The 16,282-nt window shown below is 48.5% G+C and carries 15 protein-coding genes; 14 read left to right on the top strand and 1 reads right to left on the bottom strand.

Going from position 1 to position 16,282, the window contains the following annotated elements:
* Positions 1 to 12: 12 nt before the first annotated feature.
* The 7 genes from LC508_RS21720 (at position 13) to LC508_RS21690 (ending at position 7,227) form a co-directional block, all read left to right on the top strand.
* Positions 13 to 1,962, top strand: coding sequence for a V-type ATP synthase subunit I (locus LC508_RS21720; RefSeq protein WP_103731598.1), 1,950 nt, complete (start codon positions 13 to 15; stop codon positions 1,960 to 1,962).
* A 22-nt stretch (positions 1,963 to 1,984) separates the two neighbouring features.
* Positions 1,985 to 2,422, top strand: coding sequence for an ATP synthase subunit C (locus LC508_RS21715; RefSeq protein WP_033142691.1), 438 nt, complete (start codon positions 1,985 to 1,987; stop codon positions 2,420 to 2,422).
* Between the two features lie 42 nt (positions 2,423 to 2,464).
* Positions 2,465 to 2,773 (top strand): V-type ATP synthase subunit F, encoded by a 309-nt coding sequence (locus LC508_RS21710; RefSeq protein ID WP_033142690.1) that lies wholly within the window; start codon positions 2,465 to 2,467, stop codon positions 2,771 to 2,773.
* Positions 2,774 to 2,791: 18 nt separating this feature from the next.
* Complete coding sequence (locus LC508_RS21705) at positions 2,792 to 3,379, top strand: V-type ATP synthase subunit E (RefSeq protein ID WP_103731599.1); 588 nt, start codon at positions 2,792 to 2,794, stop codon at positions 3,377 to 3,379.
* Positions 3,372 to 5,138, top strand: coding sequence for a V-type ATP synthase subunit A (locus tag LC508_RS21700; protein ID WP_033142688.1), 1,767 nt, complete (start codon positions 3,372 to 3,374; stop codon positions 5,136 to 5,138). The genes LC508_RS21705 and LC508_RS21700 overlap by 8 nt, the downstream gene beginning before the upstream one ends.
* 12 nt (positions 5,139 to 5,150) lie before the next feature.
* Entirely contained in the window at positions 5,151 to 6,539 is a 1,389-nt protein-coding gene (locus LC508_RS21695) for a V-type ATP synthase subunit B (protein ID WP_103731600.1), read from the top strand.
* 67 nt (positions 6,540 to 6,606) lie between these two features.
* Positions 6,607 to 7,227 carry a V-type ATP synthase subunit D gene (locus LC508_RS21690; protein WP_033142686.1) on the top strand — a complete coding sequence of 207 codons (621 nt, stop codon included), beginning with the start codon at positions 6,607 to 6,609 and terminating at the stop codon, positions 7,225 to 7,227.
* A 65-nt stretch (positions 7,228 to 7,292) separates the two neighbouring features.
* Here the strand turns inward: LC508_RS21690 and LC508_RS21685 are convergent, their stop codons facing one another.
* Positions 7,293 to 8,990 carry an AAA family ATPase gene (locus LC508_RS21685; RefSeq protein ID WP_118593848.1) on the bottom strand — a complete coding sequence of 566 codons (1,698 nt, stop codon included), beginning with the start codon at positions 8,988 to 8,990 and terminating at the stop codon, positions 7,293 to 7,295.
* 237 nt (positions 8,991 to 9,227) lie between these two features.
* Here LC508_RS21685 and LC508_RS21680 point away from each other — a divergent pair, with 237 nt between their 5' ends.
* Genes LC508_RS21680 through LC508_RS21650 form a run of 7 tightly spaced genes read left to right on the top strand, consistent with a single transcriptional unit; the run spans position 9,228 to position 15,721 of the window.
* Positions 9,228 to 10,172 (top strand): substrate-binding domain-containing protein, encoded by a 945-nt coding sequence (locus LC508_RS21680; RefSeq protein WP_103732670.1) that lies wholly within the window; start codon positions 9,228 to 9,230, stop codon positions 10,170 to 10,172.
* A 29-nt stretch (positions 10,173 to 10,201) separates the two neighbouring features.
* Positions 10,202 to 11,086: a phosphate ABC transporter permease subunit PstC gene (pstC, locus tag LC508_RS21675; protein WP_103732671.1), complete on the top strand. Its 885-nt coding sequence runs from the start codon at positions 10,202 to 10,204 to the stop codon at positions 11,084 to 11,086.
* Complete coding sequence (gene pstA / locus LC508_RS21670; RefSeq protein ID WP_103732672.1) at positions 11,079 to 11,942, top strand: phosphate ABC transporter permease PstA; 864 nt, start codon at positions 11,079 to 11,081, stop codon at positions 11,940 to 11,942. Before pstC ends, pstA begins: the two co-directional genes overlap by 8 nt.
* 1 nt (position 11,943) lies before the next feature.
* Positions 11,944 to 12,702, top strand: coding sequence for a phosphate ABC transporter ATP-binding protein PstB (gene pstB / locus LC508_RS21665; RefSeq protein ID WP_033142681.1), 759 nt, complete (start codon positions 11,944 to 11,946; stop codon positions 12,700 to 12,702).
* A gap of 1 nt (position 12,703) precedes the next feature.
* The gene (gene phoU / locus LC508_RS21660; protein ID WP_033142680.1) at positions 12,704 to 13,375 is read left to right on the top strand and encodes a phosphate signaling complex protein PhoU; all 672 of its coding nucleotides are present in this window, start codon (positions 12,704 to 12,706) and stop codon (positions 13,373 to 13,375) included.
* A 10-nt stretch (positions 13,376 to 13,385) separates the two neighbouring features.
* A complete protein-coding gene (locus tag LC508_RS21655) occupies positions 13,386 to 14,063 on the top strand; it encodes a response regulator transcription factor (RefSeq protein WP_033142724.1) in 678 nt (225 codons plus the stop codon).
* Complete coding sequence (locus LC508_RS21650) at positions 14,060 to 15,721, top strand: sensor histidine kinase (RefSeq protein ID WP_033142679.1); 1,662 nt, start codon at positions 14,060 to 14,062, stop codon at positions 15,719 to 15,721. The genes LC508_RS21655 and LC508_RS21650 overlap by 4 nt, the downstream gene beginning before the upstream one ends.
* Positions 15,722 to 16,282 lie beyond the last annotated feature (561 nt).

The following is a 16,282-nucleotide window of genomic DNA, read 5'->3' as shown; positions in this document are numbered from 1 at the left end:
GAGGTAATTGACATGATTGAGAAAATGAAATTCTTGAGCATTACCGGTCCGAAGTCTGACATTGACAGAGTTGTCAACGAATACCTGGCTAAGTATGAAATCCATCTGGAAAATGCCATGGCACAGCTGACGCAGGTGCAGCACCTGTCCCCCTATATTCAGATCAACCCCTATAAGGAGCTTCTGAACAAGGCCACAGAGTTTGCAGGGCTGCTGCAGAACACAGAGGATGTGCCTGTCAGGGATATTTCCCTGGATGAAGCCACCGGTCTTATTGACTCCCTCAGCCAGAAGCTCTCAGACATCAATGCAGAATGCGATGACCTGAAGGCACAGCGGACGGCAGTTGTGGAAGACTTAAACCGAATCACCCCCTTCCTGAACCTGCCGGAAGATGTGGATAAACTGGTGCACTACCGTTTTGTCCAGGTCCGATTCGGCCGGATCGCGAAGGAATATTACAACAAGTTCAAAGAGTATGTCTATGATGGTATGGATACCTGGTTTTATCCATGCCATGAGGATGAATATGTATGGGGCGTCTATTTCGTGCCCTGGACCAAGATGGAGGAAGTGGACGCGATTTTCTCTTCCATGCATTTTGAAAGAATCTATCTGAAAAAGGATTACTACCACGGCACGCCTCAGGCCATACACAGGGAGCTGAAAATGAAGCTGGAGACCCTGGACAAACACATGGCTTCCTGCCAGGAAGAGATACGGCTGATGCTCCGCGACGACGCATCTGCCATACTCTCAGCAAAAGAGGCTTTAAGTGCCCTCTCCACCAACTTTGACGTGAGAAAGGTTGCTGCCTGCGTCAAGGAGCATCAGGAGACCTTCTACATTCTCTGCGGATGGATGACTGAGAAGGATGCCCTGGCTTTCCAAAAAGACATTGAGGACGATGCCAGGCTGTTCTGCATCATCGAGGATGACCAGAACAATATTCGCACACAGCCGCCTACCAAACTGAAAAATCCCAAGGTGTTCAAACCCTTTGAGATGTATGTTAAAATGTACGGCCTTCCCGCCTACAATGAGATGGACCCCACCATGTTTGTGGCCATCACATATTCCTTCATCTTCGGCGCCATGTTCGGTGATGTGGGACAGGGGCTTCTGCTGGCGATCGGCGGTTTTCTGCTGTACAAATTTAAGAAAATGGATCTGGCTGCCATCATCGGCACAGCCGGTATCTTCTCCACTTTCTTTGGCTTCATGTTCGGCAGCATCTTCGGATTTGAGGATGTGCTGTCACCCATATGGCTGCGGCCTGTGGATGCCATGACCAATGTACCGGGCCTTGGCAACATGAACACCGTGTTCATCGTGGCGATCGTCTTTGGTATGTTCCTCATACTGCTGACCATGATCTTCCACATCATCAACGCGGTGAGGTGCCATGATACGGAAAATATCCTGTTTGACCAGAATGCCGTCTGCGGCCTTGTATTCTACGGGGCACTGACCGTTATGATCCTACTGTACCTGACGGGTCATTCCCTTCCGGCAACCGCGATCCTGGTCATTATGTTCGGCGTGCCGCTTATACTGATCATGCTGAAAGAGCCGCTGACGCGAATCATCAAGAAAAAACAGCCCGTTGTGGAGGGCGGAAAGGTCATGTTCTTTGTTCAGAGCTTCTTTGAACTGTTCGAGGTCATGCTGAGTTATCTCTCCAACACCCTTTCCTTCGTCCGTATCGGCGCATTTGCTGTCAGCCATGCAGCCATGATGGGCGTTGTGCTCATGCTGGCGGGCGCTGAGAGCGGGGGCAGCATCAACTGGCTGGTCATCGTGCTGGGCAATGCTTTCGTATGCGCAATGGAGGGCCTGATCGTAGGTATCCAGGTACTCCGTCTGGAATATTATGAGATGTTCAGTCGCTTCTACAAAGGCAGCGGCAGGGAATTCCACCCATTCTTAAAGCGCGTAAAAAGAGAAAACAAAAATGCATAAAACCTAAGGAGGATTCATTATTATGACAACATTAATTCAATTTACTATAGCAGCCGCACTGATCTTAAGCATCATTGTTCCCTTCGGATACTTTTTCCTGGGAGAGAAAAATAAAAAACGCTACAAAAAATCACTGGGAGTCAACTGTTTCTTCTTCTTCGGAACCCTTTTAGTGGCTTCCATCGTCATGATCGGCGGAACCGCTTCCGTAAGCGCTGCCACTGACACAGCATCCGCAGGCCTCGCAACGGGCCTTGGCTACATCGGCGCCGCACTGGTTACAGGACTTTCCGGCATCGGTTCCGGTATCGCTGTTGCCTCCTCCGCAAGCGCTGCTTTAGGTGCTATCAGCGAGGATGGCTCCCTGTTCGGTAAATCCATGATCTTCGTAGCTATGGCAGAAGGTATTGCTCTGTACGGACTGATCATCTCCTTCATGATCTTAGGTAAACTGGGATAAGGGCTGCCTTATATTTTGATAAAGAAAAGAGACTGATGCATTATGAAAATGTTTTTGATCAGCGATAATATTGACACCTATACAGGCATGCGGCTTGCAGGCGTGGAGGGTGTTGTGGTGCATGAACGCGAGGAGCTCAGGAGAGCTCTGGAGGACGCCATTGCCAACAAGGAAAACGGCATCATCCTGCTGACGGAAAAGTTCGGCAGAGAGTTTCCCGATATCATTGACGACATGCGGCTGAACCATCGTCTGCCGCTCATTATAGAAATCCCCGACCGACATGGTACCGGCCGTGCACCAGATTTTATTCTCTCTTATGTCAATGAGGCAATCGGTTTGAAATTATAGATAAAGAAGGTGAATGACATGACAACCGAAGAAAAACTGCAGCATTTCTACGAAGTATCCATGGAAAGCGCACGGGATGAGTCTGAAAAGGCCCTGGAAGAATACCGCGCTGCTCTCTCCCAGATGCTCGCTGAACATAAAGAAGATAAACAGAAAAATGCCGGCAACCAGTTAAAGCTGGAGACAGAGAACGCAAAACGCGAGATCAACAAGGCATTGTCTGCGGAGCAGCTTCACATCAAAAGACGTCTGTCAAAAAAACAGCAGGAACTGCGTGAGGTACTGTTTGTGGAGGTCAGAAATAAACTGGAGACTTTCATGAGCAGCCCCGAATACCTGGTCTGGCTGGAAGAAAAGATCCGGGAGGCCCTTACCATTGCCGGTGAGGATGAGGTACAGATCTATCTGACCCCTGCGGATTCTTCCCTGCTGGAAACACTGGCGGCCAGATGCGGGACTTCCCTTCACATCTCGGAGACTCCCTTCATGGGAGGTGTCCGCGCTGTGATTCCGGCTAAAAATATTTTGATCGACCACACATTTAAAACCTTATACGAAAGCGAAAAAGAAGAATTTAATTTTGACGGAGGACTGCTACATGAATAGAACAGGAATTATCTATGGCATCAACGGTCCCGTCATTTATCTGAAAGGTAATACAGGATTCAAGATGTCGGAAATGGTATACGTGGGAAAGGAACACCTGGTCGGCGAGGTTATTTCTCTGAAAAAGGATACCACTACTGTTCAGGTTTACGAGGAAACCAGCGGTTTAAAGCCGGGGGAAACGGTAACAGCCACAGGTGACGCTATTTCCGTTATGCTCGGCCCCGGAATCCTGGACAATATTTTCGACGGTATCCAGCGTCCACTCTCCGTGATTGCCAAACAGTCCGGTAAATATATCTCCCGCGGTATGCAGGTAGATTCCCTGGACACAGAAAAAAAATGGGACGTACACATGACTATCAAGGACGGTATGGAAGTCCACGGCGGCACCATCATCGCGGAGCTGCAGGAAACCCCGTCCATTGTGCATAAATCCATGGTTCCGCCTCAGGTGGAAGGCATTGTATCCAAGGTGGTAAAAGACGGCGCTTACACCGTAACCGATGTGCTGGCAGTGGTCCAGCTTGCCGACGGCAGTGAGTATCCCCTCAAACTGGCGCAGAAATGGCCGATCCGTATTCCGCGCCCCACAAACAAGCGTTACCCGGCTACGATACCTCTTGTGACAGGACAGCGTATCCTGGATACCCTGTTTCCCATTGCAAAAGGCGGCACAGCAGCCGTTCCCGGAGGTTTCGGAACAGGAAAGACCATGACACAGCACCAGATCGCCAAGTGGTCAGATGCGGACATCATTGTCTACATCGGCTGCGGCGAGCGCGGCAACGAAATGACCCAGGTTCTGGAAGACTTCTCAAAGCTCCATGACCCCAAGACCGGCAATGCCCTCATGGCACGTACCACGCTGATCGCCAACACCTCCAACATGCCCGTGGCAGCCCGTGAGGCTTCCATCTACACAGGCATATCCCTGGCGGAATACTACAGGGATATGGGATATGATGTGGCCATCATGGCAGACTCCACTTCAAGGTGGGCTGAAGCCCTTCGTGAGCTGTCAGGCCGTCTGGAGGAAATGCCCGCCGAGGAAGGTTTCCCCGCTTATCTGGCCTCCCGCCTCTCCGCATTCTACGAGAGGGCAGGCATGATGCAGAACTTAAACGGCACGGAGGGTTCCGTATCCATTATCGGAGCCGTATCACCCCAGGGCGGTGACTTCTCCGAGCCTGTCACCCAGAACACCAAACGTTTCGTGCGCTGTTTCTGGGGTCTTGATAAATCCCTGGCCTATGCCAGACATTTCCCTGCTATCCACTGGCTCACCAGCTACAGCGAGTATCTGGGGGATCTGTCCCACTGGTACAGTGAGAATGTATCACCCAAATTCGTGGATGACAGAAACCGCATGATGGCTATCCTGAACCAGGAGAGCAGCCTGATGGAGATCGTAAAGCTGATCGGAAGCGATGTGCTCCCGGATGACCAGAAGCTGACGCTGGAGATTGCCAGAGTCATCCGTCTGGGCTTCCTGCAGCAGAACGCCTTCCATCCTGACGACACCTGCGTGTCCCTGGATAAGCAGTTTAAGATGATGGAAGTCATCCTGTACCTATACAAACGCTGCCGAAGCCTGATCGCCATGGGTATGCCCATGTCCGTGCTCCGCAGGGAGAATATATTTGAGAAGATCATATCCATCAAATATGATGTTCCCAATGACAAGCTGGAACTTATTGACGATTACATGAAGGCTGTTGACGACTTCTACAATACCGTCATGGAAAAGAATGCATAAGGAGGAACGATTATGGCAATAGAATATCTCGGCTTGAGCGAAATCAATGGACCTCTGGTTGTATTGGAAGGCGTACGCGATGCCTCCTTTGATGAAATTGTGGAGTTCAAGGTGGACGACGGTTCCAAAAAGCTGGGCCGAATTGTAGAAATATATGAAGACAAAGCAGTGATCCAGGTGTTCGAGGGCACGGAAAACATGTCCCTTCTGAACACCCACACAAAACTCACAGGCCATCCCATGGAGGTGGAGCTCTCCGCTGATATCTTGGGAAGAACCTTCAACGGCATCGGAAAACCCATTGACGGCCTGGGTCCTGTTATGCCGGAAGTCCGCACCAACATCAACGGACTTCCCCTGAACCCGGTAACCAGGGAATATCCCCGTAACTATATCCAGACCGGTATCTCGGCCATTGACGGCCTGACCACCCTGATCAGAGGACAGAAGCTTCCTATTTTCTCAGGAAACGGCCTTCCTCACGACCAGCTTGCAGCTCAGATCGTACAGCAGGCTTCCCTTGGCGGGGACAGCAATGAAAAATTCGCCATTGTATTTGCCGCTATGGGTGTCAAATACGACGTTGCTGAATTTTTCCGCCGCACCTTTGAGGAGAGCGGTGTTGCAGACCATGTGGTCATGTACCTGAACCTGGCAAATGACCCGGTTGTGGAACGACTGATCACCCCGAAAGTGGCACTGACCGCTGCGGAGTATCTGGCATTTGAAAAAGGAATGCACATTCTTGTTATCCTGACAGATATCACCTCCTTTGCGGAGGCCATGCGTGAAGTTTCTTCCTCAAAAGGCGAGATTCCTTCCAGAAAGGGTTATCCCGGATACCTGTACAGTGAGCTGGCAACCCTGTATGAACGCGCCGGCATTGTAAGAGGCGGAACCGGCTCTGTTACACAGATACCGATCCTGACCATGCCCAATGATGATATCACACACCCCATTCCTGACCTTACCGGCTACATCACAGAAGGACAGATCGTTCTTGAGCGGCAGCTCCACGGACAGGCCATCTATCCGCCTATCAATGTACTGCCCTCCCTGTCAAGGCTTATGAAGGACGGTATCGGTGAAGGCTACACAAGAGGCGACCATCAGGACGTCGCCAATCAGCTCTTCTCCTGCTATGCCAAGGTGGGAGACGCAAGGGCGCTGGCTTCTGTTATCGGTGAGGATGAGCTTTCACCTCTGGATAAGAAATACCTGAAATTCGGTGATGCCTTTGAACACAATTTTGTAGGCCAAAGACCAGATGAGAACCGCAGCATTGAGGAAACCCTTGACCTGGGCTGGAAACTGCTGGGCATGATTCCGAGAGACGAACTGGACCGTATCGACACCAAGATTCTGGATCAGTATTATCATCCTTCGGAAGAGGAATCATAAACAAGGAAATCACCAAAAACAAGAGCATCGACCGAACATGGATTGAAAACACAGAAAGGGTGATGTTATGGATCCAAATACCTTTCCAACCAAAGGTAATCTCATATTAGCCAAGAATTCCCTGGCGCTGTCCAGGCAGGGCTTTGACCTGATGGACAAGAAGAGGAATATTCTCATCCGTGAGCTGATGGATTTGATCGACCAGGCCAAGGATATCCAGGACCAGATCGATATCACCTTCCGCACCGCCTATGCAGCACTCCAGAAGGCCAACATGGAAATCGGCATCAGCAATGTGCAGGAGATATCCCGCACCGTGCCTGTGGAGGATTCCATCCGCATCAAGACCAGAAGTGTCATGGGAACAGAAATCCCCCTGGTACAGTCTGATCCGGCCTCGGGGGCGCCCACATATGCCTACTACGGCACTAAAGCCTCCCTGGATGAAGCGAAAGCGGCCTTTGAGAAGGTAAAGCAGCTCACCATCCGCCTGTCCATGGTGGAAAATTCCGCCTACAGGCTGGCTATCAATATTAAGAAAACACAGAAGCGCGCCAACGCGCTGAAAAATATCACAATCCCCAAATTTGAGGATCTGACAAAATCTATTTCCAATGCATTGGAGGAAAAAGAGAGAGAAGAATTTACCCGTCTGAAGGTGATCAAGAGGATGCAGCAGAAAGGGTAAATAAGAAAAGCGGCCGGAAGTGCGGAAAATGCACGCCGGCCGCCCCTATTTTAATCATATAGAAATCATCCTTTTACGATTGAAAACTCCTTTTTATAAAATCCAATACCATATTTTATAATGCTCCTGCAATCTCTGTCTCTTAACTCTGCTTCATAATCACATTCATTTATCTGCTGAAGGGCACTCTCTGCTAACTGATGCAGCTTTTCTTCCACCTCTTTTGCCCTGTTCTCAGTCAATACCTTAAATTCCAGGATAATCCCCGGAAAACGAGCACTTTTAGGTTCCATCATAATATCGTACCGACCTTTTCCAGATTCCCTGTTGGAACGCACATAATGAGTATCATAAAACATACTTGTCAGGGCCAGCATCCATCCATGGTAAAAGCTTTCATGTATGTCATAAAAGATGACTGAACATTTTATTATCTTATGGAGCAGTTCGTCGAGCTGTCCCAAGTCCCCTGTAAACAGTGCTCTCCGCAGTTGGGCAGAGTATCGTATTATCCCCTCATTCTGCACATCGAATACTGACAGTATCTCCTCTTTATAAACACAAGCTATTTCCTCATTTGGAATACACAAAACATAATCCTCACCATATTCCAATTCCTCCAATGCATTGACTTTCAAATATCCTGTCATGACCAGAAAACTGAAGATATTATCCGGATTATCATAAACTGTCGGATATACTACCTGTGTGTTAAGTGAAGTCATGAGGTATCCGCCATCCATAACCTTTTTTAAGGCATCTTCGGTCTCAGGAGAACTTCTTTCAATGATCCTGTGCACAAAATCATTACTGCTTGTGGACAGCCAGTAAGGCGCCGGTTTATTTCCGGCACGGATATATTTTACCACCGACCATGGGTTATAGATATCTATTCCGCCAAAATTATAGCCATTATACCATGTTCGTAACTCCCCGCTTTTCTCTTTGCAGTCGTAATACGCAGCAATCTCATCCACTTCTTCCTGTGTAAAACCAAAATATTCCCTGTAAGTCTTATCCAGTACAGTATACACATCCAGGTTATTCAGACCACTGAAAATACTCTCCTGTGCAATATGAAGAATCCCTGTTAACACAGCGAATTTTAGGTTTTGATTATCTTTAAGGCCTCCTGAAAGCCAATTTCTCATAAAATTTATAACTTTATCGTAATAATCCAGCATATGCCCCTGCTGTATAGGGACATCATATTCATCAATAAGAAGAATTGCCGGTGTTTTATAATGAGCTTTTAAATATCCGGTCAGTCGATTTAAGGAATCCTGCCAGTCGGCATCTGAAGCATCCATATTCAGTATTCGTCCCAGATACTGCCGGTCAAACTTCGTCAGACATTCACTCTGCAGCAAATATGCATGGCGATTATACTCCAACTGGATCATATTCTTCAATTTTTCGTAAGTTTCACCCCAACTGTCACATTTTATATCCTTTAGCGTTAAAAATACTACCGGATATTTTCCCTGCTCACACCTGTATTTTTCCGTATCCTCACAATGCCATATTTTAAGTCCCTGGAACAGACTTGCCGTCTCTTCCTCAGATTTTTCAAAAAATAATTTTATCATATTCATATTCAGGGTTTTTCCGAATCGTCTCGGTCTTGTCAAAAGCGTTACTTCTGCTCCTGAATTTATGATCTCTTTTATGAGCAGTGACTTATCTACAAAATAATACTGTTCTTCTATAATTTTCCTGAAATCACTGATTCCCACCGGGAGAATCTTCCTGCTTTTATCCATATAGACCTCCTGCAGCAGTCTTTATAATTTGCAGCTCCATAAAAAGATTATAGCACATATTTTCTGTAATTATAGCATTTATGCTTCATTTAACATTTTACATTTCAAAATATTTCTTATTTAACTTTACTTACATTTAACAAAATCAAGATTTTGTATTTTACTTTCCCCCTATATACTGAAATTCGTAACAAGGACAAATCATTAGACAATTCGAGGAAAAAGGAGATCAAAACTATGAAAAGATTAGCAGCAGTTATACTCGCCGGTGTAATGGTATTCGGACTTGCAGCATGCGGCGGAAATGAAGATGCAGGAAACAGCACAGAGGCCGCATCCGGTACAGAATCTGATAAAGGAACTGCCGACAGCGGCTCAAAAGATACATCAGGTGACTGGGACAGCACCAATGACATCACAGTGGTATCCAGGGAAGACGGTTCCGGTACACGTGGTGCTTTTGTTGAACTGTTCGGCATTGAAGAGGAAGTAAACGGTGAAAAGATGGATATGACAACTGAGGAGGCAAACATCACAAACAGCACCTCTGTCATGATGTCCAGTGTAGCACAGGATGAGTACAGCATCGGCTACATTTCCCTCGGCTCTTTAAATAATACAGTGAAAGCTTTAAAAATTGACGGTACAGAAGCCACAGCGGAAAACATTAAAGCAGGCACCTACAAAATTTCCAGACCTTTCAATATTGCGGCAAGAGAAGGTCTCAGTGAAGCCGGACAGGACTTCATCAACTTCATTCTGAGTAAAGAAGGCCAGGCTGTAGTGGCTGACAACAACTACATCCCCCTGGACAGCGCAGAAGCCTACGCATCAAACGGCGCATCCGGCAAGGTTGTCATTGCAGGCTCTTCCTCTGTATCTCCCGTCATGGAGAAGCTGAAAGAAGCTTACGCGGAGATGAACAGCAATGTGGAGATTGAGATTCAGACAAGTGATTCCACCACCGGCATGCAGAATGCCATTGATGGTGTGTGTGATATCGGAATGGCTTCCAGAGAACTGAAAGATTCTGAACTGGACGCTGGCCTGACCCCTACAGTCATTGCCCTGGACGGTATTGCTGTTATTGTGAACAATAGCAACCCCACCGATGAAATGACCTCTGACCAGGTAAAATCCATCTTCACCGGAGATGCTCTGGCCTGGGATGAAGCCCTTTGATCCCACACTCCTATCCGAGGTTAGAAAGTATGAAAAAACACAACCCGTTTTGCAAACAAAATAAGCGTAAGGAACAAGTAATGCAGGCAGTCTTTTTTATAGCTGCCTGCGCATCCATATTCGCAGTTGCCTTAATCTGTCTCTTCCTTTTTGTAAACGGCATTCCTGCCATGAAGGAAATCGGCTTTTTCAGTTTCCTATTAGGAGAGCGCTGGAAACCGGGCAACAACATATTCGGTATCTTCCCTATGATCATGGGAAGTATCTATGTGACAGCCGGAGCTATTGTCATAGGCGTGCCCATAGGCATCCTGACCTCCATCTTCATGGCTGAATACTGCCCGAAAAAAATATACCCGTTTTTAAAATCAGCTACGGAACTGCTGGCCGGAATCCCATCTGTCGTGTATGGCTTCTTCGGTCTTGTGGTGCTTGTCCCTCTGATCCGCGGCATGTTCCGGGAAGGAAACGGAAGCAGTATGCTGACCGCCTCTATTTTACTGGGAATCATGATACTGCCCACTATCATAGGTGTCAGTGAATCCGCACTGCGCTCTGTTCCGCGCACCTACTACGAAGGGGCGCTGGCCCTTGGTGCCACACATGAGAGGAGTATTTTTGCCATTGTGCTCCCTGCTGCCAAATCCGGTGTCATTGCCGGCGTGGTATTGGGGATTGGCCGTGCCATCGGTGAGACCATGGCGGTTGTCATGATCGCCGGCAATCAGCCCAGAATGCCCAGGGGTATCCTCCGGGGTGTCCGCACCATGACCGCCAATATTGTACTGGAAATGGGCTATGCAGCAGACCTGCACAGGGAAGCGCTGATCGCCACAGGTGTGGTCCTGTTTGTCTTCATTCTGCTGATCAACTTCTGTGTAGCCCTGCTCAATCGGAGGAACCGCCATGCATAATGATCATAACCTGCGGCAGAAACTGAGAGAGTACAAGCGCACCCCCGGCTCATTTATCCTTATGATGCTGGTGATGCTCTGCGCTGCCGTTACCTTTGCCGTCCTGTTTTTCTTAATTGCCTATATTTTAATAAACGGGGTTCCCAATCTGAAACCGGAACTCTTTGCCTGGACATATACGTCGGAGAATGCGTCCATGATGCCCTCCATTATCAATACCTTGGTCATCACCTTTTTATCTCTGCTGATCGCTGTCCCCCTTGGTATCTTCTCTGCCATCTATCTGGTGGAATACGCCAAACGCGGGAACAAATTCGTGGAGATCATCCGCCTTACCACAGAGACCCTGTCCGGTATTCCTTCTATCGTATACGGACTGTTTGGCGCCCTCTTCTTTGTGACCACACTAAAATGGGGATATTCTCTGCTGGCCGGTGCCCTGACACTGTCTATCATGATCCTTCCCCTCATAATGCGGACCACAGAGGAGGCCCTGAAATCCGTTCCGGACTCCTTCCGTGAGGGAAGCTTTGGCCTGGGCGCCGGAAAACTGCGCACCGTCTTCCGCATCGTACTGCCCAGCGCCGTTCCCGGCATACTGGCCGGTGTTATCCTGTCTGTGGGCAGGATCGTAGGCGAGACAGCCGCTCTGATCTATACCGCGGGAGCTGTGGCTGAGGTACCATCAAGCGTAATGTCCTCAGGCTCCACACTGGCTGTCCATATGTACAATCTCTCCAGAGAGGGTCTGTATATGGACCAGGCCTACGCTGTCTCTGTTGTACTGCTTCTGCTGGTGCTGGTCATCAACTGGATTTCCGGCACTCTGGCAAAAAAACTGGCGAAAGGAATGTAATATGAACAATACGGAAAAGATATCCATCAGCAGCCTGGATCTGTATTATACAGACTTTAAGGCGCTGAAGAACATAAATTTAAAGATACCGGAAAATAAGATCACCGCCTTCATCGGCCCCTCCGGCTGCGGTAAATCCACACTTTTAAAATCCCTGAACCGCATGAATGACCTGGTTGAGGGCTGCCGTATCGAGGGCAGTATTTTACTGGATGGCGAGGATATTTACGGCAGAATGGATGTAAACCTGCTGCGGAAAAGGGTAGGCATGGTGTTCCAGAAGCCCAATCCCTTCCCCATGAGTATTTACGATAACATTGCATTCGGCCCCCGCACCCACGGTATCCATTCCAAGGCAAAGCTGGATGACATTGTGGAGAGATCCCTGCGGGATGCTGCCATCTGGGATGAGACAAAAGACCGCCTGAAGCAGAACGCTCTGGGCATGTCCGGTGGCCAGCAGCAGAGGCTCTGCATCGCAAGAGCGCTGGCTGTCCAGCCGGAAGTCCTCCTTATGGATGAACCCACATCCGCCCTTGACCCTATATCCACATCCAAGATTGAAGACCTGGCAGTGGAACTGAAAAAGGATTACACCATTGTCATGGTTACCCACAATATGCAGCAGGCAGCCCGTATTTCCGATAAAACTGCCTTTTTCCTGCTGGGCGAGATTGTGGAGTACGGTGAAACAGAACAAATATTCTCAATGCCAAAGGATAAACGCACAGAGGACTATATTACAGGGAGGTTTGGTTGATATGCGCACAAGATTTGACAAACAATTAGAACAGCTTCATGTAGAACTGATCAAAATGGGAAGCCTGTGTGAACAGGCCATCACTCTGGCCGCCCAGGCACTGGATCAGCCGGAGCGGGATGTTGTGAAAAAGGTAGCTGCCATGGAGGGTGAAATTGATGAGAAAGAGCGGGAGATTGAAAATATCTGTATGCGCCTTCTTTTACAGCAGCAGCCCGTAGCACGCGATCTGAGAATCATATCTGCTGCCCTTAAAATGATCTCCGACCTGGAGCGCATCGGTGACCAGGCAGCAGATATTGCAGACCTGGCTCCATATATTGTCAGCAGCAGCATCAGCAGTAAAGTACAGATTCATGACATGGCGGCAGCTACCATCCGCATGGTAACCTTAAGCGTAGATGCATTTGTTAAAAATGATCTGGAGCTGGCGGAATCTGTGGTCATCTCCGATGATATAGTGGATGACCTCTTCAACAAGGTAAAAGGCGAGCTGCTGGATCTGATTCGGAAAAATAACGTGGACCCAAGGGCCGCCCTGGATATTCTCATGGCCGCCAAGTATTTTGAACGGATTGGCGATCATGCCGTAAATGTGGCAGAATGGGTACAATATTCCATAACAGGTATCCATAAAAGCGATGAACATCATCTGGATACGGAAAAAGAATGAGGTGAATAAATTGATTTATCTTGTAGAGGACGATGAAAATATCCGGGAACTGGTCACTTACACCCTGAACAGCCAGGGCCTGGAAGCGGAAGGCTTTGCACGGCCCTCTGACTTCTGGGATGCCATGTCCGTGGCTGTCCCCTCCCTGGTGCTCCTGGATATCATGCTTCCGGAGGAGGACGGGCTGAGCATATTAAAAAAGCTCCGCACATCCAGAGACACGAAAAAGCTTCCCGTTATCATGCTGACCGCAAAGGGAAGTGAATATGACACGGTACTGGGACTCGACAACGGAGCCGACGACTATATTCCGAAACCTTTCCGGATGATGGAACTGATTTCCCGCATCCGTGCCCTGCTGCGCCGCAGCCAGGAACAGGAAAAGATTCCGGAATACCGCCTCGGCTCCCTCTACGTCTGCCCCTCGCGCCATATCGTGCGGGTGGACGGCACAGAGATCATCCTGACCCTGAAAGAATTTGAACTGCTCTGCCTCCTTCTGTCGGAACAGGAGACCGTATTTACCAGAGCCCAGCTTCTGGACCGCATCTGGGGATATGAATTTGACGGGGAGAGCCGAACCATTGATGTCCACGTCCGCACCCTGCGCCAAAAGCTGGGAAGCGCCGGTGACTGTATCAAAACCGTAAGGGGAGTGGGTTATAAAATTGGAGGAAAAACCGCATGACAAAACGAATCTTCCGCTCCATAATGCTTGTATCTGCTCTTGTGCTGGTCATCGGACTGGGCTTCATTATGGGCATTCTGTATCACTATTTCGGCAGCCAGATTGAAAAGGAACTGAAATCTGAAACTGCTTATCTGGCAATCTCTGTGGAAAACATGGGCATTACCGCCTTAGATGATCTTCCTGCGGAATCCGCCAGAATCACTCTCATCGCCGAGGATGGCAGTGTTCTCTTTGATAACAAGGCTGACGCCTCTAAAATGGAGAACCATTCCAACCGCCAGGAAGTGATCGCAGCAAAACTAAAGGGTGTCGGAAAGGCTACACGCCAGTCCGATACGCTTTCGGAAAAAACAATTTACTATGCCAAGCAGCTCTCAAACGGCCAGATTCTCCGTGTATCCAGCACCCAGTACACTGTAGCTGCCCTGATTGGAGAGCTGGTACAGCCCATGCTGTATGTGCTGCTCATGATGGTAGTGCTCTCCGCCCTTTTTGCTGCGCGCATTTCCAAGAAAATTGTCTCACCCATCAACAGCCTGGACCTGGATCAGCCGGAGCGCACAGAGGCCTACGACGAGATATCACCACTGCTCACAAAGATCAACAAACAACAGCGCACTATCCGCAGGCAGCTCTCAGATGCCAGAAGACAGCAGCAGGAGTTTTCCATCATCACGGAAAATATGAGTGAGGGGCTTTTAGTCATTGACGCCCAGACTGACCTTCTCTCCTACAACTCCAGCGCCCTGCATCTGCTGGATGCCACAGAGGCACAGGCACATGCCAGCGTTCTCTCTCTCAACAGAAGTGAATCCTTCCAGCAGACCGTGGATGCAGTCCTATCCGGAAAACACACCACTTCCGATCTGCAGATTGGTGAGAACTTCTGCCAGGTCATTGCCAACCCTGTGCTCCGAGATAAAGAAGTGACCGGCGCAGTGCTTTTGTTGGTTGACATAACTGAAAAAATTCAGCGGGAAAATCTGCGGAGGGAATTCACTGCCAATGTGTCACATGAGTTGAAGACACCGCTTACTTCTATATCTGGATTTGCAGAAATCATACAGGATGGGTTTGTGAAACCGGAGGACATCAATAAATTCGCCGGAAAGATTTTCGATGAGGCACAGAGGCTGATTGCCTTAGTCGGGGATGTGATCAAGATATCACAGCTTGATGAGGGGTGTCTTCCTTATCAAAAGGAGGAAACAGATCTGTATACTCTGGCAAAAGAGACATTGGAACGGCTGCGGGAGCCTGCAAAACGCAAACAGGTTTCGCTCTTCTTAGAGGGGGAACATGCTGTATTCAATACTACCAGGCCGATTTTGGAGGAAGTTCTCTATAATCTGTGCGATAATGCCATTAAATATAATCATCCGGACGGGAAGGTGACTGTCACTGTCCTGAATGGGAAGAATACAATCAGCGTATCTGTAGCGGACACGGGCATCGGAATCCCTTCCACGGATCAGGCCAGGGTGTTTGAACGGTTTTATAGGGTGGATAAGAGCCATTCCAAAGAGATTGGGGGCACTGGGCTTGGGTTGTCGATTGTGAAGCATGGGGCGGCTTATTTGGGGGCGCAGGTGGAATTGGAGAGTTGTGTGGGGGAAGGGAGTTTGTTTCGGCTGGTGTGGGGGAAGGAGTGTTGACTTTTTTTCTGTATTATTGCTTAAGCGGGGGATACTGACTTGTGGGACCTGCTTTGGCTTATGCGGATGATTCTGACTTGCGGAACCTGCTTTGGCTTATGCGGACGATTCTGACTTGCGGAACCTGCTTTGGCTTATGCGGACGATTCTGACTTGCGGAACCTGCTTTGGCTTATGCGGACGATTCTGACTTGCAGAACCCCAGACGGAATAGTCGGGACGTGAAGAGTTTCTAAATGAAAAACGGCCTCCGGGTACGTGAACCGGATAGAACCGCGCACTAATCTGATGATTAGTCCGCTCAACTATCCTTGAAATTTGATTCGGAAATCAAATTTCATCACGCACCCGGAGGCCGTTTTTCATTAAGAAACTCTATTCACGTTCCTCCAATATTCCGTCTGGGGTTCCGCAAGTCAGTATCTGTTGGTTTAAGGCGGTTGAAATGTATATTATAAAATTGTTGGTTGTTGTATATGCTGTTTTTGTGTAAGTGTTTTTGTAAAACGACTAAAATACTGAAAACTAAGATTTTCAATTCTATTCTTATAATGGATTCAT

Origin of the sequence: Blautia parvula, from assembly GCF_020215665.1 — a bacterium.
Lineage (GTDB): Bacteria > Bacillota > Clostridia > Lachnospirales > Lachnospiraceae > Blautia > Blautia celeris.
This window is presented reverse-complemented; position numbering and strand designations above follow the sequence as displayed.